This is a genomic window from Streptomyces sp. enrichment culture (assembly GCF_964272855.1).
Classification (GTDB): Bacteria; Actinomycetota; Actinomycetes; order Streptomycetales; family Streptomycetaceae; genus Streptomyces.
In genome coordinates this window covers 590,334-610,746 of the sequence record NZ_OZ186847.1, presented here as the reverse complement: position 1 = coordinate 610,746, position 20,413 = coordinate 590,334, and the positions used below count along the sequence as shown (strand labels likewise).

Here is a 20,413-nt window from a genome sequence, read left to right as displayed (position 1 = left end):
CGAGCGGGCTCACACCGGCTCGGGGACACGGCGCTCCGACGGGCCGTGCACCTGCCAGTCGCGGGGTGTCACGCCGTAGGCCGCGCGGAAGACCCGGCTGAAGTGACTGGCGCTGACGAAGCCCCAGCGCCGGGCGACCGCCGCCACCCCGAGGCGCGCGGTCGCGGGGCGCAGCAGATCCCGGCGGCACCGTTCCAGGCGCTGGGCCCGGATCCACTCGCTGACGCTGACCTCTTCCAGCTCGAACAGCTTGTGCACATAACGAACCGACAGGAAGTGCGCGGCGGCGATCCCGGACGGTGACAGGCCCGGGTCGGAGAGATTGCGCAGGATGTGGTTTTTTACCTTCGCGAGCATGGCCCCGGCGGTCTCCGGCGCCTGCGGGGTGAACCGTCCGCGCCGTTCGTCGATCAGCAGGGCCAGCAGGTCCAGCGCGGTCGCGGCGAACTCGCGGCCCACGGCCTCGCCCAGACCGGACACCTCGTCCGCCATACGGGCCAGATAGGCCGTCACCAGCGCGCCGCTGCCCTCATGGCCGGAGAAGGCCGTCGCCGTCAGCGCCCGCAGATCCTCCTCGCGCACCCGCAACTCCTCACGGGGGAAGTGGAAGGAGGTGAACGCGAACTCGCCCTCGATCTTCTTCCGGAACAGCCGCGCCGAGTCCGAGAGGGAGAACTCGCCCGGTGCCACCAGGACTTCCCGGCCGTCCTGCTCCTTCACTGCGGTGCCCCGCTGCTGAAGGGTGAGGAAGAGGTAGCGCCGGTCGTCGCGAGCGATCAACCGCCTGCTGCGCGTGACCACTTGTGGCCCCGCCTGGACACGACTCACCTGCAGCGCGCCGAGCCGGTGACTCACGATCAGCCCCGGGCCCGGCTCCGGCTCCAGGAGACGGACATCGAGCGGTACGAACGTACGCGACACCGCCTCCTGCCAGCGTTCCGCCCGTTCGGCGGCGGACAGCGCCTCGGTGGAAAGAACGACGGACACAGCATTTCCTCCCCGGACATCGTGTTCGGCCTTCGATGCGAAGCCGACGCGGGACCCAGGACGATGTCACCATCCAGGGTCGGGGCGGTCCAGGAAGAATCGGAGGAAGAAACGGCGATGCGTCCGGCGCGGTCGGCCCGATTCCGACCGCGAGATGATGTGTCGGCACTGCTCGCTCAGGACACCAGCGGCTGCTCGTCCACCTCGGTCAGTCTCACGGTGCACAGCCCGCCGCGCCCGGCCTTCACCTCCGTCACCTTCAGCTGGGTGCCCGGCAGCAGGATGAACTCCTCCTCGCCGGTGAACGCGGAGAAACTGCGGATGCCGACGGCCTTTGAGGGGACCACCTCGAACAGTGTCCGCTTGCCGCGACTGCCGAGGAACGCCCGCGCCACATTCGGCTCGGACGTGCACGAGGACACGCCCCACCAGGTCACCGTCCGGCCGAGCGGGTACTGCGCCCGCAGGTCCAGCGCCACCCCGCGCCACAAGGGCTCCGTGCGGGTGGGCAGCTGCGAGACCGCCGCGAACAGCAGCCGCAGGTACGGCAGATACGGGACGAGCCTGCTCCGGTCCGGGGAACGCAGGACGGCGTTGATCTCCCGGTAGAACGCGGACTCGCAGGTGTAGAGGTAGAGGGCGGCGATCGCCTCCGCGGACAGACCGCCCCCGGCCGGTTCGTCCGCTCGCGTCTTGCCGAACTCGTGCGAACGCGCGATGTGCCTGTCGAGGCCCCGGAGCACCTTCGCGACCGGGGCGACGGCGTCCCGGAAGTCCATGAGCGGCGTGTCGAACACACCGGTGATCGCGGGCAGGACGAGGCCCTCGTCCTTGACGCTCGCGAGCCGTTCCAGATACAGCTGGTGCAGCTCCATGGTGGACGTGATGAACGCGCCCATGCGCTCGGCGACGTCGCCGTCCGGCCCGTCGCCCTCCGCCACGGCCTCGTTCCACCCCTTGCTCGGCAGCCAGTCGATCGTGTCGGCTCCCAGCGACGCGAGGGCGTCGTTCACCATGGCGAAGTGGTCGCCGTCGCAGAAGATGTCGCCCTGCGCCGCCGGGTTGGCGTGGTCGATGTGCCGGACCTCGACGTCGGGGTACTTCTTCTGGAGCTGTTGGACGACCTTCTTCAGGCTGCGGGCGTGCGCCCCCCACCAGGCGAAGACGACACCGCGGTCCTCCTCGTCGGCGTCCTGCTTGGCCTTCAGGATCTCCTCGACGATCCGCTCGGCGACCGGACGCCAGAACGCGGTGTGCGGTTCGGCTCCCCGCGGCCCGTCGCTGCTGGCGGTCAGGGCCGCGTTCAGCAGCAGCACGCCCTGGGTGAGCATCGCCTGGAACCACTCCGGCGGCTGGACGGTGTCCCGCTCCTTCAGCAGCGCGCGGATGTCGGCGATCGGTGTCTTCTTCGGTATGCCGTACTTCCACATCGCCGCCGCCTTGATGATGCAGCGGATGCTGACGACCCTGCCGAACTGGCTGTCCTTCCAGTCGTGGAAGGTGTTGTCGAACATGGCGATGCCGGTGGCGCTCTCCGGCCGCGGGTACGGGTTCTGACCGAAGACCACGACCTTCCACTTGTGCGGCGGGTTGGGCTTGAGCGCCTGGAAGGTCAGTTCGCGGACGGGTACGACGTCCTGGCCGCGGCCCGGGCCGATGAACGCGGCCGCGTTCGGCTGTGCCTCGATGACAGGCTTGAGCAGCGGCAGCCAGGGTTCACCGCCGCCCTTGAACAGTTCGGCGAGAGCCAGCGGGTCGTTCGGGTCGGGCTGCGCGGAGGCGTTCGAGTCGATCATGGCCGGGAGGCTAGCAGCGGGCTCTGACAACGGGGCTCCGGCCGAGGCTCCCAACTGCGTTGTCAGTGGGGCGCGGTAGCGTCGTGATCAGTGGAAGGACCGTTTCTCACCTGGGAGTGCACCATGACCGTGAACCGCGAGCAGGCACCGCTCAAGGTCGTGTTGACCGACATCAACACGCATGTGGTGGAGGCGTGGCGGGCGGCCTTCGCCGACACCCCGGGCATCGAGATCCGCAAGGGCTCGATCCTCGACGAGCAGGTCGACGCCTGGGTGAGCCCGACGAACTCGCGGGGCCGGATGGACGGCGGGGTCGACGCGGCCGTCAAGCGGTACCTCGGCGCGGGCATCCAGCTGCGTGTGCAGCGGGCGATCCGCGACCGGTTCGCCGGGAGCCTCCCGGTGGGCAGCGCGGTGTGCGTTCCCTCCGGCGCGACCAACCCGAGGTTCCTGATCTCGACGCCGACGATGGAGACGTCCTCGCAGAACGTCAGCGAGACGCTGAACGTGGCCCTGGCGTGCGCCGCCGCGTTCCAGGCGATCCACCGGCAGAACGCGCAGGCGCCGGGCAGCATCACCTCCGTCGCGCTGGTCGGAATGGGCGCCCGGACCGGCCGCGTGCCGGCACGGGTGTGCGCCAACCTGATGTGGTCCGGCTACACGCTGTTCCAGGACTACTCGTTCGAGGACTACGACGACCTGCGCAGCACGATCGTCGCCCAGCTCGACGACATCGAGAACGCGCCCGAGGAGAAGCGGGTTCGCATAGCACCGCCCGCGCGCAGCACCTCCCGGCGCTGACCGGCCCCTGGCCTCTGACCCGCCCCTAGCCTCTCGCCCGCACCAGCGAGCCCGGTTCGCTGCCCAGGTCGTACATCTGCCACAGGAGCAGGCCGCCGTCGTCGGACGGCTCGATGACCGAGCTGCCGCGCGAGCCGGTGGGCGAGGGCCCGCACGGACTCGGGCGGCAGCGGCCCGTACCCCTCGGCCACGACCGACTCCAGCGAGGGCCCGGCCACGTAGGCGGTGGCCACCCACGGCTGCTCGGCGTCGGTGTCGGAGTCCAGCACGGCTGCGGTCCATTCCCCGCCGACCTTCCGGGCGGCCGCCACCTCCCGCGCGAACCGGGCCCGGAACTCGCCCTGCCGGGCCAGCTCCTCCTGCACCAGCTTGACCGCCACGATCCGCCCGCCGGGCGCCCGCCCGAGGTAGACGCGCCCCATGCCGCCGGACCCGAGCCGGCCGAGGAGCCGGTACGTGCCTATGGACGACGGATCACCGGGGGACAGTGCACGCATGGCACCGGATCTTCGCACAACGGCGCGCCCGGCACAGCCCGTTCAGCAGGTGGGACGGCTGCTGTGGGCCGGATCCAGCGCGTTGAGGACCAAGCGGGCGGCGAGCGGGTCGTAGCTGATGTCGACGTGGTCGCTGTCGTTGGTGAGGCAGTACTTCTGAACGGTGTGATTGGTGACATTGCCGGCCGGTGGGAGGTAGGACGAGGCGTAGGGCGTCACCACCTGGTCGTGGACCGTGGTGATGACGGTGTAGTCGACGTCCGGGTCGACGCCGCCGTCGGAGTTGAGGTCCCTGAGGAAGTCGGAGCCGACGATCTGCTGCTCGCAGGCCGTGCACGAGGTCCCGAGGAGTTCGTCGGCGCCCGGTATCGCGCGCGCCATGAGGCCCAGGCCCTGCAGGGTGGTGCCGTGGTTGGTCGGGGTCAGCGCGATCAGCTTGTCCACCTCGGCCGCGCCGCCGAGCCGTTCGATGTAGTAGCGCGGCATCAGCCCGCCCTGGGAGTGGCCGACCAGGTCCACCTCGGCCGCGCCGGTGGCGGCACGCACCTCGTCCACGAAGGCGGCGAGCTGTCCGGCGGAGGCGGGGATGTCGCCGGTGGCCTTCAGCGGGGCGAGTTCCGCGGCTCCGTAGTTGAGCGCGTAGACGCAGTACCCGGCCTCCTTCAGCCGCGGCGAGAGGCCCGCCCAGTTGGCGTAGCGGTTCTCGAAGGTGCCGTGCACCAGGACGACCGGGTTGGGGTGCTCCGGGCCGGGCCGGCACGACCAGTCGTTCGCGCCCGCCGGTACGGCCGTGGGGTGCAGCAACGAGTACCCGAACGCGGACGGGAAGCCGCTCTGCTCCGGCCCGCGCGGCTCGACGGCGGCCCGGGCCGTGCCGTCGCCGGATACGGACGCGCCGGCCGCGTCCTGCGACGCGGCGGCGTTCGCCGGGTCCTGCGACGCGGCGGCCTCACCGCGCGGCAGGGAGGACAGGCCCAGTCCGAGGGCGACCGCCAGGCCGGCGGCGGTCGCGGTCAGTCCGCGTCTGCGTCGCGCGTGCCGCCGGGCGGGCGGGCGGATCGGCGTCGTCCCGTTGCCATCCATGCTCGTTCTCCTTGTCCCGAGGCGCCGTCGTGCTCCGCCGTGGGGCGGTGTCACGTTGGTTACCGGCGCGTAGCGTCGGGATCACGCTGGACTCCGGGCCGGGCGCGGGACCAGCGATGTGGCGCGGGCCGCGCGAAAGGTGTCACCCGCATGACACTTCTGCCTGATCACGGTGCGTTCCCAGGACACCGGGGGCACGCTGGCGGGCGTGTGGAACGAGACGATGCCGACGCGGCAGCCGGACCAGGTGTTCACCCGCCGCCCCTGGCGGGAGCTGCCGCCCGCGCTGGCGGTGGTGCTGAGACCGCGGATCGACGCGATCGCCGCGGACATGATCGACGTCATCCGCGAGGAGGTGCCCGCCTACCGCCGGCCGCTGGACTCCGCGATGGGACGGGACCTCGCCGGGTCGGTGCGGCGGGCGATCGGGCAGTTCGTGGAGCTGACGGAGGAACCGCACAGCCTCCAGGACCACCATGTGCGGCACTTCCGCGGACTGGGCCGGCTGGAGTTCCTGAACGGACGCACCACCGACTCGTTGCAGGCCGCCTTCCGGGTGGGCGCCCGCGTCGGCGCCCGGCTCTACGCCGAGACCGCGCAGTCGGCTTCGCTGCCTTTCGAGGTGGTGATGCCGCTGCACGAGGCGGTGCTCACGCACATCAACGTGCTGTCCAACGAGTCGGTGAAGGGGTTCGCGGCGGCCCAGGCCAGAGCGGATGGCGGGCTCCAGCGCAGCCGGCGGACGCTCGCCGCGTGCCTGCTGGACCAGCGGCGCGCGGGGCAGTGGGACGCGGTGGAGCGACTCGCCGTGGAGGCCGAGTGGCCGCTGCCGGAGGCGGTCGCGTGCCTGCTGGTGCGCCACGGCGCGGGCGCCGGGCGGCTGCCGGGGCTGGGGCCGGAACGTGACACGGGGATCCTCACGCTGACGCACGGCGCCGACCTGGTGCTGATCGTCCCCGGCCCGGAGGACCGGGGGACGGTGGAGCGACTGCGGACGGCCGTGCGCGGGCGGACTGCGGCTCTCGGGCCCGCGGTGACACCGCGGGACGCCTGGGTGTCGCTGCACTGCGCCCGTCTGATGCTGACCGGCCACGGCATTGCCGCGGGCAGGGAAGGGGCGGCGGCCGGGGGCGGCGCGGGCGCGTTCGTCAGTGCGGGGGACGGGCTGGCGGAGGCGCATCTGCGCCACGGGATCCACATCGGCCGGCTGCTCGGCGACCGGGTGCTGGGCGTCCTGCGGGACCTGCCGGCCGGTCGGGCGGCACGGCTGGCGGAGACGCTGGACGCGCTGCTGATGTCGTGGAGCCGTACAGCGCCGGAGGTGGCACGTGCGCTTGGCATCCATCCGCAGACGGCACGCAAGCGGCTGCGGAAGCTGGAAGAGCTGTTCGGGGACCGGCTCGACGACCCCGCCTTCCGGTTCGAGGCGCTGCTGGCGCTGCGCACCCGCGCCCTGCGGGACGGGAGCGTTCCGGCTCCCCGCTGACGGCGCCGGTCAGCTCCAGCCGAACCGGCGGTCCACCACCGCGGCGAACTCGTCCAGCGTGAGCACGGCGTCCCCGTTCTGGTCGGCCGCGTCGAACAGGGCGGAGGAGGCGTCGGCGTCCTGGAGCCCCCAGGACGGCAGCACACCGGCCGCCGCCAGCGAGGGCCCCTTGGTCCGCAGGGCGACGATCACCTCTTCGCGGGTCAGGGTCCCGTTGTGGTCGAGGTCCAGCGCCTCGAACAGTTTCCGGGCCTTGTCACTCATTGGTCGTCCTCGTCTCTCGTCGTCGGCAGCCGACGGGCTCCGCTCACCACGGATGACGTCCCGCACGCCTTCCGGGTTCCCCGAGGGAGTGAACCGAGGGGCGGACGGGGCACTCATAGGGGCGTGGCGGACATCGATGCGTTCCTCGACCGGCTCAACCCCGAGATGTGCGTGGTCACGGCCGCGGTGGGGGAGCGGCGCGCGGGCTGCCTGGTCGGCTTCTCCGCGCAGTGCTCCATGCGGCCGGTGCGCTACGTGGTGTGGCTGTCCAAGCTCAACCGGACCTACGAGGTCGCCCGTGACGCGGACCGCCTCACCGTCCACCTGCTGACCCGGGACCGGCACGATCTGGCCGCGCTGTTCGGCGGGGAGTCCGGCGACGAGGTCGACAAGTTCACGCGGGTGCGCTGGCGGCGGGAGGACGACGGGGCGCTGGTGCTCGAGGACGCGGCCGCCTGGTTCGTCGGCACCGTGCGGACCCGGGTCGACGGCGGCGACCACGTCGGCTTCGTCCTGGAGCCGCTGCGCAGCGGCGGGCACCCGGAGGAGGGTCCGCTGCTGCGCCTGCGCGACGCCCTCGACATCAGCCCCGGCCACCCGGTGGACTGACCGGCCGGCCGGCGGTCACGGCACGCGGGCCGTCCAGTCCGGGGAGGAGAACTTGATGCGCGCCAGCTCCTGGGCGCGGGCCAGCTCCTCGTCGGTCACCTTGCCCGGCGACAGCCCGTACCGGCCGTGGAAGGAGTCGATCATCCGCTCGATGACGGCCTCACGGGGCAGGCCGGTCTGCCGGCGCAGCGGGTCCACGCGCTTCTTCGCGCTCTTGATGCCCTTGTCGGACAGCTTCTCCCGCCCGATGCGCAGCACTTCGAGCATCTTGTCGGCGTCGATGTCGTACGACATGGTCACGTGGTGCAGCACGGCGCCGGGACGCCCGTCGGGCCCCACGACCCGCTTCTGGGCGGCGCCCGCGATCTTGCCCTGGTCCGTCGCGATGTCGTTCAGCGGCTGGTACCAGGCTCTGATCCCCATGTCGCCGAGCGCGCCGAGCACCCAGTCGTCGAGGTAGGCGTAGCTGTCCTGGAAGGACAGTCCCTGGACCAGCGCCTCGGGCACGGACAGCGAATAGGTGATCGTGTTGCCCGGCTCCACGAACATCGCGCCGCCGCCGGAGATCCGGCGTACGACCTCCACGCCGTGCCGGGCGGCGCCCTCCGCGTCGACCTCGTTGCGCAGGGACTGGAAACTGCCGATGATCACCGCGGGGGCGCCCCACTCCCACACCCGCAGCGTCGGCGCGCGCCGGCCCGCGGCCACCTCGGCGGTCAGGACCTCGTCCAGCGCCATGTGCAGGGCCGGGGACTGCGGGCCCTCGTGGATCAGCTGCCAGTCGTAGTCGGTCCAGTCCGTGGCGTGCGCGAGCGCGCGGCGGACGGCGATCGCGATGCCTTCCGAGGTCAGCCCGTACATCACCGTCCCCTCGGGGAGCGCCGCGTCGACGCGGGCGGCCAGGCCCGCCGCGTCCGTGTCCGCCGGCGCCCCGTCCAGCGCGCGGTTCACCGTGTCGAGGGCCTCGTCCGGTTCCAGGAAGAAGTCGCCCGCGACACGTGTCCGGCACAGCACACCGTCCTCGGCGTCCACGTCGACCACGACCAGCTTGCCGCCGGGGATCTTGTACTCACCGTGCACTCGACCGTCTCCGTTTCCCGCTTCCGCGTCCGTTCGATCAACGTCCGGCCGGCACGGATGATTCCCGACATGTACGGCGGCCGAGCGGTGCCGGGCCCGGGTTTCCGTCGCCGGTCAGCCGGGGGAAGGACCGGGCGGCGACCAGGAAGCCGAGGGTCGTCAGGACGAACGGCAGGGTGAACGCGCGGCCGCCGGAGGGGGCGAGCAGGGCGGCGAGGGCGGGTGTCAGGACGGTCGCGGTGGCCGCGCCGAGCAGCGCGTAGAGCACGGTGGCCGGTGTCGCCGGCAGGAACACCCCGTACAGGGCGAGGGCGACGAGCGCCGCGTTGCAGCCCATGGTGCCGTCGGCGATGCGTTCGGCCGACGCGCCGAGCGCCCAAGCGGTCAGGATGCCCGCGGCGCTGCCGGCGCAGGCGGCCGCCCCGGCCGTCCGGCTCGCCAGGAAGACGCCCGCGAGCAGCAGCGCGCCCGCGTACCACTGGTCGAGGAAGAAGAGCTGGGACACGTTGCGGAAGAACGCCGCTCCCAGCTCCTCCAGGGGCGGGGCGGTCGCGCCGGACGCGGTGGCGGGCAGCGCGGCGACGCCGTCGTCGCCGGGCCGGACCCGTCGGAAGGCGGGCGCGGCGACGGTCGTCGCGACCGCCAGCAGGCAGTACGGCAGGGTCAGTGGCGGCAGGCTCCAGACGTGCAGCACGCGCACGACCGCCGCGGTGAGGATGGTGACGACGACGCTGCCCGCGGCGGCGAGCAGGGCCGTGTACGGCCTGTCCGCGCCGAGGACGACCGCGAGGCACAGGGCGGTGAGGGAGGAGTTGAAGCCCTCCAGCCCCGGATCGACACGGTCGCGGGACACCCCCAGCGCGCGTGCGGCGCCGGTGCCGAGGACGGCGCCGCCCAGCGCGTAGCCGGCGTAGCGCCAGTCGGCCAGGCACAGGGTCAGCAGGAAGACGGCACCCGTCCACGGGTTGGCCAGGAAAAGCACCTGGGCCAGGCCGCGCAGTACCTGCGCGCCGAAGTCCCGGATGTGTTCCGGACGCCACCACCGAGCCCACGCCGACCGTCGCACGCCCCGCCTCCTCAGACGAGCCCCATCCATGGTTTCCGTAATGCGGAAACGTGTTTCCGATACATGGTACCGGCGTCGACCGGCACGGCGAACCGGGGCGGCGGCTGGTGCCGGGGTGTCGGCCGCGTCCGCGGCTCGTCCGGGAGGCGGGACGGAACGCCCTGGTCTCCGGGCTCAGCAGCCGCCGCAGTTGTAGTACAGGACGTCCCAGTGGTTGCCCTCGTCGGCGTAGATGTTGCCGGAGCCGGACCGCCACTGCGGGGCGCCGTCGCCGCGCACGCCGATGTAGGTGAAGTTGTTCCTGATGTAGTTCCCGAGACAGGTGTACTTGCTGTAGTCGAGCTTGTAGCCGTTCCAGTGCGAGTACGTGCCGGACGCGTGACCGGTCTCCGTGCCGCCGGTGATGTTCAGCGCGCATCCGCTGGCCCGCTTCAGGGTCTGGGCGCCCTGGGCGGTGGCGAGGTTCAGCTGCTCGAAGGACGTACAGGTCGGGTTGTTGCGGTCGGAGCAGCCGCCCGACGACGACCAGGTGATGCCGACCTCGCGGAACATGGAGGTCGCGGTGGCGTGGCTGATCTTGGTGATGGCGAACGCCTCACCGGCGCCGCCGACCACGACGAGGCCGGGGGCGACGAGGAGGGTGAGAGCGGTGAGGATCGAGCGGAGCTTGCCCGTGACGGCCTTGCGAGCCTTCATACGGACCCCTTCCCTGCGCTGAGTCGTGTCTACCGGTGGGGTGACTGTGCAAGGCGGTGCAGGGAGATGATGCCCGAGCTCTACGCGCGTCCGCCAGAGGGCCCCGCACCCCCGCCGGGCAGGGGTGCGGGGCCCGAGTGCGGGACTCCGAAGGGGAGTTACGACGCGTCGCGGACCGCGCCTGTCACGGCCGGGCCGTGCGGCTCGCCCTCCATGTCGGTGGGCTGGAAGACCACGTACTCCGTCGGCTCGGCGACCCGGTCGCGGACCGTGGGCACCGCCACCTCCGCGCTCGTCTCACCGGTCGGCACCGGTGCCCACAGGGAGAAGTAGTCCAGCTTGGACAGCGGCACTTCGCCGTCGGGCACCTCGCCGACCATGTCGCGCAGCCACTCCGGGTCGACGTCCCGGGTGGACAGCTCGGGGCGGTCGCCGGCCGGCGCCACGTTCAGAGGGGACGCCAGCGGCACGTCGGCGGGCGCGGACAGCGAGATCCGCCAGCGCAGCGGCTGTCCCTCGGTGACCTCGCCCGCGGCCGGCGTCACGCTGACCTCGGGCATCGGGTCGTCGTTGCGGACGGTGACACCGCCGGAGTACGAGCCGACGACCGTGCCGCGGACCGCCTTCGCGAGCAGGTTGTGGGTGATGTCCCAGGCGTAGCGCTCGTTGCCCGTCACCTTCACCGTCACGTCCGTGCCGGGGTGGCCGGGACGCATGGTGACGAGGCGATGCCGGGTCGCGCCGGTGTCCGGGTCCACGACGTACAGCCGGACCGCGCCGCCGCCGTTGCCGGAGACCCGGACCGGCACCTGGTAGGTGCGCTCGCCCGAGTCGCCCTCGTCGACCGTGACGCGGCCGATGTCGACCCGGCTCAGGCTCGCCGCGCGCGCCGCGGGCGTGCCCGGCTTCCACCCGTAGGCGTCCATCAGCCAGGCCTTCCCGGACCGTGAACGCGGCGTCAGCTCCAGCGCGCCGACCTTGGACAGGTCGAGACCCGCGCGGACGGCCGCGGTGAGCGGGACGCGCAGCTCCTGCGCCCAGTAGGAGGCGGTGCGCTCGCTGCCCGGCAGCCCGTCCGCCCGGACGGTGCCGAGCGTGGCGCGCCTGCCGGAGGCGTCGGTGACGGAGATGTCGAGCCGGGTGCCGGCGCTGTTGGGCGGCACGATGACACGCAACGCCAGGCTCTTCGCGCCCTTGAGGGAGACGGGCTTGGCGGGCCGGAGGCGGGCCGGTGTGTCCGGCGCGGACCACTTCAGGGCGACGGCGCGGCGCCCCTCCTCGCGCTCCGGCCACCACCGTGCGAAGTGCGGGGACGAACCGGAGACGTTCTCGCCCAGGCAGGCGGTCCGCTCGTCCGTGTCGACCGCGTTGCACAGCCGTCCGCCGGTCACCTTCACCGAGCCGTCGGGCAGGAAGCCGGCGCCGCGGCCCGCACCGACCGCGTGGGTCAGGACACGGGCGGGATCCGCCGAGGGGGCCCGGCGGCCGGTGCCGTCGACCAGCTCGCGCACCCGGTCGTCACCGGCGACGAACAGCCGCGCGGCGGCGGCGATGTAGGTGGCCCCGGCGCGGTGCTGCTGCTGGGCGGTGAGGCGGGTGGTGGTGCCGGCGGAGCACACCGGGTCCCGGTCCTCGGGGTCGTCCCAGAAGTCGTCGCTCGCGGGTGCCTTCGCCTCGCCCGGCGTCCACTCGCTGTTGAAGAAGTTGTGGTTGGCGCCCGTGATGTGGACCGCGCTGTGCAGGGCCTTGCCGCTGCTCACGCCACGGGTGCCGTCGACGTACACCTGGCCCTGGAGGTCGGAGACGTCACCGTCGCAGCCCGGCAGGATCGTCAGCGACGGCACGTCGGGCACGGGGTTCTGGCCGAAGACGGTCGGGCCGATGAGCACGGTGCCGCGCACGGTCCAGCGGGCCCGCCCCACGTTGCCGTCCTGGGCGGGCGGAGGCGGGTAGAGGGAGTCCATGGCGGCCCGGTTCACGCCCTCACCGCCGCGCGAGTGGCCGACCAGCAGCACCCGGGACAGGTCGGCCTTCGGGGCCTCGCGCACGGCCTCCGGCGCGGTGGACGGGTTGGCGGACCAGTCCGCCCAGCGCGCCAGGTGCCTGCGCACCAGCGACGAGCGGGCCTGCGCGCCCGCGTCCTCCACCTCGGCGTCCTGGCCGTTGACTCCGTTGGCGGAGACGGAGACCGTCACATAGCCCTGGGAGGCGAGCAGTTTCTGGTCCCGCAGGTAGCCGCGGTGGCTGGGGATCGGTTTGGCGCCGGCGGCGCAGGGCCAGTCGATCGTCGTCTGGTCCTCGCCCTGGCCGGGCACGTAACAGGTGGCGTGCCGGCCGTGCAGGAAGAGGGCGAGGGGACGCTTGCCGGTTGCTCCCTTCGGGGCCACGACCACGCCCCGCATCTCGATCGGCGCCTTGTAGCCGGGCAGCCGGATCGAGTCGAGGGCGTACTCGCCGGTTACCGTGGCGAACGGGCCCGGCTTGCCCGGGTCGACGGCGCCCGCGGGCAGCCGGGGAGGGAGCTGCGGGGCACGCGGGGCGGACGCGTCCGGCCGGTCCGACGCGCCGGACGGCCGGTCCAGCCGACGGCCGCCCGCCATCACCTGAAGGCCCGTCAACTCGACCGGACGGGACTCCTCCAGGGGCAGCCGGAAGGTACGCCCGTCCTCGTCCGGTGTCGGTACGCCCACCAGTCCGCCGTCGGTGTGGAACTCCACGCGGGCGTCACCCGGCGGGACGCGCCGCGGCGCGCGCCATTCGAGGGCGTTCCCCTCGTCGGTGGCGGTGAACCGCCAGCCGGGCGGCAGTTCGTCCGCGCCGTCACCCGTCGTCGTGGCGACGGCGCCGGCCGGCTGCGGACGGGCCTGCGCCACGGCGGGCGTCACACCCGCCAGTGTCACCGCCGCGAGCACGGCGGCCCCCGTTATTCGGGCACGTATCAATGATCCTCTCCTCAACTCCCGGGTCCGGGGCGCCGTTGCGGCGGTCGCCCCTCGTGCAGGAGGAGGCGGAGAGCGGCCTCGTGGGTTGCCTGTGCGCGGTGAGACGGCCTAAACCGGTCAGCCGCCGGGGCCGGCGGTTCCCGCCCCGGCCCCGGCGAGCGGTACCCGGGATCAGGGGACCGGCGGCATCTCACCGGGGCGCGAGTCGAGTCCCGTGCGGTGGTTGACCCACGAGCCGCGGGTGAAGTCCGGCACGGCGACCGGACGGCCGCCCGCCGCCAGGGACTTGACGCTCAGGGGGACGGGCGAGCACCAGGCGGCGGCGTCGTAGACGTCCATGTCGGGGACGAGCCCGGCGCGCATCTGCTGCACCATGCGCCACTGCAGGACGTAGTCCATCCCGCCGTGACCGCCGTTGTTGGCGGCGTCGTCGCCGATCTTCAGCCACAGCCAGTGGTCGAACTCCTTGCGGTAGGCGTCGAACGCCCGCCAGGTGTGGCCGCTGTGGTCCGGCTCGATGTACACCCGGCCGCCGCTCGCGGACGTCACCCCCGCGTAGTCCTCGAAGATGCCCCGGCTGCCGGCCAGCGAGTTGATACGGCTGTAGGGGCGCGGCGAGCTGACGTCGTGCTCGGCGCGGATGACCCGGCCCTGCGCGGTGTCGATGAGGCAGGTGATGAGGTCACCGTTGATGTAGGTCTCCTTCCAGCTCGGGTGGGACTTGGGCACGAACCGCTCGCGGTAGTCGGCGAGTCCCTTCGGCTCGGTGGCGGTGGCCCGCAGGGTGGTCAGCCGGTCGCCGCGGTTGATGTCCATGGCCGCCGCGATCGGGCCGAGGCCGTGCATGGCGTAGAAGGACGCGGTGCTGCGGGTGTGCCACAGCCGCCGCCAGGAGTCGGTGTAGTAGGTGTCGGAGAACAGCAGGGCGCGCAGATCGTGCAGATAGCCGCCGTGGCCGTTGGTGATCTCGCCGAACAGCCCGTCGTGGGCCATCTTCAGCATCGCCAGCTCGTTGCGGCCGTAGTTGCAGTTCTCGGACAGGAACAGATGGCGGCGGGTGCGCTCGCTGGTGTCGACGAGGTCCCACAGCTCGTGCAGTTCGGTGGCGACGGGGAGTTCGACGAGGGCGTGCTTGCCGGCGAGCAGGGCGGCACGGCCCTGCTCGTAGTGGAACTCCCACGGTGTGGCGATGTAGACGAGGTCGATGTCGTCGCGGCGCAGCATGCGCGCGTAGGCGTCGGCGGAGCCGCCGTACTCGGCGGGCCTGGGCCGCCCCTCGGCGACGAGCCGGTCGGCGGTGCGCCTGGCGCGCTCGGCGCGGATGTCGCACACGGCGGTCACCGTGCAGCCCGGCACGGCGGCCCAGCCGGACGCCATGCCGTGGCCTCGGTTGCCGAGGCCGATCAGGGCGACGCGGACCGTGCGGTACTCGTCGAACGGGACGTCGACCATGGACTTCTGGCCCCGGCGCCGGGGCGGTGCGCCGGCGGCGGTCGGGGCGTCGGGGGCGGCGACGGGCGCGGCGGAGGCCGGGGCGCCGAGTCCGGCGACGACGGCACCGGAGGCCAGGGCCCCGCCCATGAGGGTACGGCGTGAGACAGCAGGGATTTCATGCATGGCGCGGATCGCTCCCTTATGCGTGGCCGGCTGCTCTTGCTGCCGCATGACTTTGTCCACGCAAGCGCCAGGTGTCAATAGGTGATTGAAAAGAAGCAGTTCCAAGCAGAAACGAGCATGCGGGGGTTGGGTGAAGCGGAAGAAGCCGGAAAACACCCGGCCGGGGCGACGGAGCCGCCCCGGCCGGGTGTGATCGTGCGCGAAGGTCAGCCGACCTCGACCAGCAGGTCACCGCCCTCCACCTGCTGGACCCGGTTGATGGCGAGCCTGCGCACCCGCCCGGCCTTCGGGGCGGTGATCGCGGCCTCCATCTTCATCGCCTCGATGGTGGCCACCGTCGCCCCCGCCGCCACCTCGTCGCCCTCGGCGACGGCCAGCGTCACCACGCCCGCGAACGGGGCCGCCACATGGCCGGGGTCGGACCGGTCGGCCTTCTCGGTGACGGGCGCGTCCGACGCGGCCGCGGCGTCCCGCACCTGGATAGGCCGCAACTGGCCGTTCAGGCTGGACATCACGGTGCGCATGCCGCGCGCGTCGGCCTCGCCGATGGCCTGCAGCTCGATGAGCAGCCGCACGCCGGGCTCCAGGTCGACGGCGTACTCCTTGGCGGGGCGCAGACCGTAGAAGAAGTCCTTGCTGTCCAGCACGCCGGTGTCGCCGTACGCCTGACGGTGGGCCTCGAAGTCACGCGTCGGGCCCGGGAACAGCAGCCGGTTGAGCGTCGACCGCCGGGACTTCTCCAGCCCCGCCCGGTCCTCCTCCGTCAGCTCCCGCACCGGCTTGGCCTCGCCGCGCCCCTGGAGCGCCTTGGTGCGGAACGGCTCCGGCCAGCCGCCCGGCGGGGTGCCCAGCTCACCGCGCAGGAACCCGATGACGGAGTCCGGGATGTCGAACCGGTCCGGCGTCGCCTCGAAGTCCTCCGGCGCCACCCCGGCACCCACCAGGTGCAGGGCCAGGTCGCCGACCACCTTGGAGGACGGGGTGACCTTCACCAGCCGGCCCAGGATGCGGTCGGCGGCGGCGTACATCGCCTCGATGTCCTCGAAGCGGTCCCCGAGGCCCAGCGCGACCGCCTGGGTGCGCAGGTTGGACAGCTGCCCGCCCGGGATCTCGTGGTGGTAGACACGCCCGGTGGGGGAGGCGAGCCCGGACTCGAAGGGGGCGTAGATCTTGCGGACGCCCTCCCAGTACGGTTCCAGGTCACCGACGGCCGTGAGGTCCAGGCCGGTCGGCCGGTCGGAGTGGTCGGTCGCCGCCACGATCGCCGACAGCGACGGCTGCGAGGTGGTGCCCGCCATGGAGGCCACCGCCCCGTCCACCGCGTCCACGCCCGCCTGCGCCGCCGCGAGGTAGGTGGCGAGCTGGCCGCCCGCCGTGTCGTGGGTGTGCAGATGGACCGGCAGGTCGAACTCGCGGCGCAGCGCGGACACCAGCGTCGCCGCCGCCGGGGCGCGCAGCAGGCCCGCCATGTCCTTGACGGCCAGCACATGGGCGCCGGCCTCGACGATCTGCTCGGCCAGCCGCAGGTAGTAGTCGAGGGTGTAGAGCCGCTCGTTCGGGTCGGAGAGGTCGGCGGTGTAGCAGAGCGCGACCTCCGCGACCGCCGTACCGGTCTCCCGTACGGCCTCGATCGCCGGACGCATCTGGGAGACGTCGTTGAGCGCGTCGAAGATGCGGAAGATGTCGATGCCGGTGGCCGCGGCCTCCTGCACGAACGCGTCGGTCACCTCCGTGGGGTACGGCGTGTAGCCGACGGTGTTGCGGCCGCGCAGCAGCATCTGGAGGCAGATGTTCGGCACCGCCTCGCGCAGCGCCGCCAGCCGCTCCCACGGGTCCTCGGCGAGGAAGCGCAGCGCCACGTCGTAGGTGGCGCCGCCCCAGCACTCCAGGGACAGCAGTCCGGGCAGGGTGTGCGCCACGTGCGGGGCCACCGCCAGCAGGTCCTTGGTGCGCACCCGGGTCGCCAGCAGCGACTGGTGGGCGTCGCGGAAGGTGGTGTCGGTGACGCCGAGGGTGGGCGCCTCGCGCAGCGCGCGGGCGAAGCCCTCGGGGCCGAGTTCGGTGAGGCGCTGGCGCGAACCCGCGGGCGGCGCGCCGGCGGGCAGCGGCGGCAGCTTGCCCGCCGGGTCCCCCAGCTCGGGGCGCTCGCCGTACGGCTTGTTCACCGTGACGTCGGCGAGATAGGTCAGGAGCTTGGTGCCGCGGTCGGCGGAGTGCCGCGCGGTCAGCAGATGCGGCCGCTCCTCGATGAACGAGGTGGTGACCCGGCCGGCCTGGAAGTCCGGGTCGTCCAGCACGGCCTGGAGGAAGGGGATGTTCGTGGCGACGCCGCGGATGCGGAACTCGGCCACCGCACGCCGGGCCCGGCCGATCGCGGCCGTGAAGTCCCGGCCCCGGCAGGTCAGCTTCACCAGCATGGAGTCGAAGTGCGCGCTGATCTCCGTACCGGCGTGGGTCGTGCCGCCGTCCAGCCGGATGCCGGAGCCGCCGGGGGAGCGGTAGGCGCTGATCCGGCCGGTGTCCGGGCGGAAGCCGTTCGCCGGGTCCTCGGTGGTGATACGGCACTGGAGGGCCGCGCCCCGCAGCGTCAGGGTCTCCTGGGACAGCCCCAGGTCCGCCAGCGTCTCACCGGCCGCGATACGCAGCTGGGACTGGACCAGGTCGACGTCCGTCACCTCCTCGGTGACGGTGTGCTCGACCTGGATGCGCGGGTTCATCTCGATGAAGACGTGGTTGCCGTCCCGGTCGAGCAGGAACTCCACCGTGCCCGCGTTGCGGTAGCCGATCTCGCGGGCGAACCGCACCGCGTCCGCGCAGATCCGCTCCCGCAGCTCGGGAGCCAGGTTCGGCGCCGGAGCCAGCTCGATCACCTTCTGGTGGCGGCGCTGGAGCGAACAGTCCCGCTCGAACAGGTGCATGACGTTGCCCTGGCCGTCGGCGAGGATCTGCACCTCGATGTGGCGCGGATCGACGACCGCCTTCTCCAGGAACACGGTCGGGTCGCCGAACGCCGACGCCGCCTCCCGCGAGGCCGCCTCGATGGACTCGCGCAGCGCCGCCGGATCCTCCACGCGGCGCATGCCGCGACCGCCGCCGCCCGCGACCGCCTTGACGAACACCGGGAAACCGATGTCCTCGGCGGCACGGACCAGCTCGTCGACGTCGGTGGAAGGCGCCGAGGAGCCGAGCACCGGCACCCCGGCCGCGCGGGCGGCGGCCACCGCGCGGGCCTTGTTGCCGGTCAGCTCCAGCGTGTCGGCGTCCGGGCCGACGAACGTGATGCCGGCCTCGGCGCAGGCGCGCGCCAGCTCCGGGTTCTCGGACAGGAACCCGTACCCCGGGTACACGGCGTCCGCACCGGCCTCGCGGGCGGCCCGGACGATCTCCTCCACGGACAGATAGGCGCGCACCGGGTGCCCCTGCTCACCGATCTGGTAGGCCTCGTCGGCCTTGAGCCGGTGCAGTGAGTTGCGGTCCTCGTGAGGGAAGACCGCGACGGTGCGCGCGCCCAGCTCATATCCGGCGCGGAACGCGCGAATCGCAATCTCGCCTCGGTTGGCGACCAGCACCTTGCGGAACATCCTGGATCCCTTCGGCCTGCCGGTGACGAGGACCATGGTGTCGGCGGTGGCCCTGACATGCCATGTGAGCCGGGCCACTTGCCCGGTTCAACGACGGCCGCAGTAGGCTCGCCGTCGATCACGAGATTGGCATGAACGGGGAAAAGCGATGAGTCTCGACGTGTTGCGGGCGATGTCCCGAATGGTGGGCCGCCGTACCGCTCTGCGCTACCTCGCCGTCGGTGTCGGCGCCACACTGCTCGCCGCCTGCAAGGGCGACGGGGACAAGAAGGGCAGCGGCGGGACGAAGAGCGACGGCGGGACGACCGGCGGCGACGGCCAGGGCGGCAGCGGTGGTCGGGTCGGCGGCGGGACCGGGAGCGGGGGCGGCGGAACCAAGGGAGTCGCGGGCAACACCCTCGCCGCCTTCGTCCGCGGTTCCTGGAAGATCACCACGGAGACCACCGACGGGGAGACGTTCTCGTACTCCGCGACCGTCCGGGACGGCGCCTGGACACTGGACTTCGGCGGCGGCAAGGCCGAGCAGGGCACCTGGGCGCTCCAGGGCGGCCGGCTGGTGCTGGGCGTCTCCGGCGATTTCGGCAGCGGTGAGGGCGCCGGCGAGCCGGGTGAGCCGACCGACGAGGCCGCCGCCGAGAACGTGCCGGCGACCGTCGGCGACTCCGTGTCCCTGTTCCTGCCCTGGCAGCCGCCGGGGATGCCGGGAACCGGCGACGGCCAGCAGCTCGACGTGAACTACACCAAGCGGAGCGGCGTGCTGCGCATCCGCCACATCGAGCCGAGCGGCATGACCGTCCACACCTGCACGCGCGTGTGAGGAGCGGGCGGGTGAGCCGGCCGGACCGGGCTCAGGACGGCCGGGTGCGCAGCGTCGGCGCCTGAGCCGCCATCAGGGCGCGCCAGGTCGGCACATCCGCCTCGCCGGTCGCCGGCAGCCCGTGGGACTCCTGGAACGAGGCGAGGTTGCGGGCCGTCGCCGCGCTGAACGCGCCGGTGATGTCCGTGGGCAGACCGGCGTTGTCGAGCAGGAACTGCAGCGCTTCGACGTCGGAGCCCGCGGAACGGGCGTCGACCTCGCTCACCAGCAGGGGCCACGTCTTCGGCCCGACCACGCCGTCCGCGAGGAGGGCGTGGTCGGCCTGGAACGCCTTCACCGCCGCCGCGGTCCTCCTGCCGAACCTGCCGTCGACCTCCACCCGGTGCCCGTGCGCGACGAGCAGGAACTGCACGGTCCGCACCGTCCAGAAGCGGTCGCCCTCCTGCACCAGCGGCCACCGCGGCACGGCGGCTGGACCGGTGGCGGACAGCTTCTCGGCCGCCTCGCGTGTGACCCGGGCGCTGTCCGCGTCCGGGTCCGCGTTCATGTTCGCCCACCACACGCCCAGACCGGCCAGGAGCAGCACCGAGGCGGTCGCGACGAGCGGCCAGGCGACGGCCCGCCCCCACCGGGTGCCGCGCCGAGGCGCCCCGTGGGCCTCGTCCGCCGGTACCGGCTGCGGCTCGGCCGACGTCACGGTGTCCCGTGGAGCGGTCGGCGCGCCGGCGCTCGGCGCGGGGCGCGCGCCGCGCCGGTTCGCGCTGCCGGCGACCGCCGCCGCGTGCAGGGCCCGTGCCCGGTCCAGGTCGTCCACGGGTGCCCGCAGATGACTGTGCAGCAGTTCGACGACGTGGAGCGGTGCGTTCGACCCGTGGCGGGGATTGAGGTAGCGCGACAGCGTCGTCTGGTCCACGCCCAGCCGCTTCGACAGCGACTCCTGGGTCGGCTTCTCGCTCCCGTCGCGTGCCGACTGCTCCCACCATCGCCTCAGCATCACCGCGAGTTCCGCTCCGGGCGACCGCTCCCCGGGCTGTTCCGATAATCCGCTCACTGTTCCGCGCCTTGCTCGTGTCGGTGCATAACCGCAGGTC

At 72.7% G+C, this 20,413-nt stretch carries 15 protein-coding genes and 1 pseudogene; 4 read left to right on the top strand and 12 right to left on the bottom strand.

The window, feature by feature from the left end; all coding sequences use genetic code 11:
• Positions 1-9: 9 nt before the first annotated feature.
• Positions 10-987, bottom strand: a complete 978-nt coding sequence (locus ACSU6L_RS02505) for a helix-turn-helix domain-containing protein (RefSeq protein WP_437053051.1) — start codon at positions 985-987, stop codon at positions 10-12.
• Between the two features lie 176 nt (positions 988-1,163).
• Entirely contained in the window at positions 1,164-2,783 is a 1,620-nt protein-coding gene (locus tag ACSU6L_RS02500; protein ID WP_437053049.1) for an ADP-ribosyltransferase domain-containing protein, read from the bottom strand.
• A gap of 123 nt (positions 2,784-2,906) precedes the next feature.
• Here ACSU6L_RS02500 and ACSU6L_RS02495 point away from each other — a divergent pair, with 123 nt between their 5' ends.
• Positions 2,907-3,584, top strand: a complete 678-nt coding sequence (locus ACSU6L_RS02495; protein WP_437053047.1) for a macro domain-containing protein — start codon at positions 2,907-2,909, stop codon at positions 3,582-3,584.
• A 119-nt stretch (positions 3,585-3,703) separates the two neighbouring features.
• Here the strand turns inward: ACSU6L_RS02495 and ACSU6L_RS02490 are convergent.
• Positions 3,704-4,081, bottom strand: a pseudogene (locus ACSU6L_RS02490) (serine/threonine-protein kinase); the annotation flags it as partial.
• Between the two features lie 42 nt (positions 4,082-4,123).
• Positions 4,124-5,164 carry an esterase/lipase family protein gene (locus ACSU6L_RS02485; RefSeq protein ID WP_437053045.1) on the bottom strand — a complete coding sequence of 347 codons (1,041 nt, stop codon included), beginning with the start codon at positions 5,162-5,164 and terminating at the stop codon, positions 4,124-4,126.
• A 172-nt stretch (positions 5,165-5,336) separates the two neighbouring features.
• Here ACSU6L_RS02485 and ACSU6L_RS02480 point away from each other — a divergent pair, with 172 nt between their 5' ends.
• Positions 5,337-6,650 carry a helix-turn-helix domain-containing protein gene (locus ACSU6L_RS02480; protein ID WP_437053043.1) on the top strand — a complete coding sequence of 438 codons (1,314 nt, stop codon included), beginning with the start codon at positions 5,337-5,339 and terminating at the stop codon, positions 6,648-6,650.
• Between the two features lie 9 nt (positions 6,651-6,659).
• On the opposite strand, the gene ACSU6L_RS02475 is transcribed toward ACSU6L_RS02480, so the two are convergent.
• On the bottom strand, positions 6,660-6,914 hold the full coding sequence (locus ACSU6L_RS02475) for an EF-hand domain-containing protein (RefSeq protein ID WP_437053041.1): 255 nt from the start codon (positions 6,912-6,914) through the stop codon (positions 6,660-6,662).
• Positions 6,915-7,037: 123 nt separating this feature from the next.
• Here ACSU6L_RS02475 and ACSU6L_RS02470 point away from each other — a divergent pair, with 123 nt between their 5' ends.
• Positions 7,038-7,523 carry a flavin reductase family protein gene (locus tag ACSU6L_RS02470; RefSeq protein WP_437053039.1) on the top strand — a complete coding sequence of 162 codons (486 nt, stop codon included), beginning with the start codon at positions 7,038-7,040 and terminating at the stop codon, positions 7,521-7,523.
• Positions 7,524-7,538: 15 nt separating this feature from the next.
• Here ACSU6L_RS02470 and ACSU6L_RS02465 read toward each other — a convergent pair whose 3' ends face one another.
• The 6 genes from ACSU6L_RS02465 to ACSU6L_RS02440 form a co-directional block, all read right to left on the bottom strand.
• On the bottom strand, positions 7,539-8,603 hold the full coding sequence (locus ACSU6L_RS02465; RefSeq protein WP_437053037.1) for a lipoate--protein ligase family protein: 1,065 nt from the start codon (positions 8,601-8,603) through the stop codon (positions 7,539-7,541).
• Between the two features lie 37 nt (positions 8,604-8,640).
• The gene (locus ACSU6L_RS02460) at positions 8,641-9,669 is read right to left on the bottom strand and encodes an urea transporter (RefSeq protein WP_437053035.1); all 1,029 of its coding nucleotides are present in this window, start codon (positions 9,667-9,669) and stop codon (positions 8,641-8,643) included.
• Positions 9,670-9,843: 174 nt separating this feature from the next.
• Positions 9,844-10,365 (bottom strand): hypothetical protein, encoded by a 522-nt coding sequence (locus ACSU6L_RS02455; protein ID WP_437053033.1) that lies wholly within the window; start codon positions 10,363-10,365, stop codon positions 9,844-9,846.
• Positions 10,366-10,523: 158 nt separating this feature from the next.
• Positions 10,524-13,307 (bottom strand): hypothetical protein, encoded by a 2,784-nt coding sequence (locus tag ACSU6L_RS02450; RefSeq protein ID WP_437053031.1) that lies wholly within the window; start codon positions 13,305-13,307, stop codon positions 10,524-10,526.
• 171 nt (positions 13,308-13,478) lie between these two features.
• Positions 13,479-14,924, bottom strand: a complete 1,446-nt coding sequence (locus tag ACSU6L_RS02445; RefSeq protein WP_437053029.1) for a Gfo/Idh/MocA family protein — start codon at positions 14,922-14,924, stop codon at positions 13,479-13,481.
• A gap of 206 nt (positions 14,925-15,130) precedes the next feature.
• Complete coding sequence (locus tag ACSU6L_RS02440; RefSeq protein WP_437064730.1) at positions 15,131-18,505, bottom strand: pyruvate carboxylase; 3,375 nt, start codon at positions 18,503-18,505, stop codon at positions 15,131-15,133.
• A gap of 148 nt (positions 18,506-18,653) precedes the next feature.
• Between ACSU6L_RS02440 and ACSU6L_RS02435 the strand changes: the two genes are divergently transcribed.
• Positions 18,654-19,322 (top strand): lipocalin family protein, encoded by a 669-nt coding sequence (locus ACSU6L_RS02435; protein ID WP_437053027.1) that lies wholly within the window; start codon positions 18,654-18,656, stop codon positions 19,320-19,322.
• Positions 19,323-19,353: 31 nt separating this feature from the next.
• Here ACSU6L_RS02435 and ACSU6L_RS02430 read toward each other — a convergent pair whose 3' ends face one another.
• Complete coding sequence (locus ACSU6L_RS02430; RefSeq protein WP_437053025.1) at positions 19,354-20,373, bottom strand: peptidoglycan-binding protein; 1,020 nt, start codon at positions 20,371-20,373, stop codon at positions 19,354-19,356.
• Positions 20,374-20,413 lie beyond the last annotated feature (40 nt).

Bases quoted from the DNA above. Each gene is read 5' to 3' on its own strand.
- ACSU6L_RS02500 (WP_437053049.1), bottom strand. From the start codon at position 2,783: ATGATCGACTCGAACGCCTCCGCGCAGCCCGACCCGAACGACCCGCTG.
- ACSU6L_RS02495 (WP_437053047.1), top strand. From the start codon at position 2,907: ATGACCGTGAACCGCGAGCAGGCACCGCTCAAGGTCGTGTTGACCGAC.
- ACSU6L_RS02485 (WP_437053045.1), bottom strand. From the start codon at position 5,164: ATGGATGGCAACGGGACGACGCCGATCCGCCCGCCCGCCCGGCGGCAC.
- ACSU6L_RS02475 (WP_437053041.1), bottom strand. From the start codon at position 6,914: ATGAGTGACAAGGCCCGGAAACTGTTCGAGGCGCTGGACCTCGACCAC.
- ACSU6L_RS02455 (WP_437053033.1), bottom strand. From the start codon at position 10,365: ATGAAGGCTCGCAAGGCCGTCACGGGCAAGCTCCGCTCGATCCTCACC.
- ACSU6L_RS02445 (WP_437053029.1), bottom strand. From the start codon at position 14,924: ATGCATGAAATCCCTGCTGTCTCACGCCGTACCCTCATGGGCGGGGCC.
- ACSU6L_RS02440 (WP_437064730.1), bottom strand. From the start codon at position 18,505: ATGTTCCGCAAGGTGCTGGTCGCCAACCGAGGCGAGATTGCGATTCGC.
- ACSU6L_RS02435 (WP_437053027.1), top strand. From the start codon at position 18,654: ATGAGTCTCGACGTGTTGCGGGCGATGTCCCGAATGGTGGGCCGCCGT.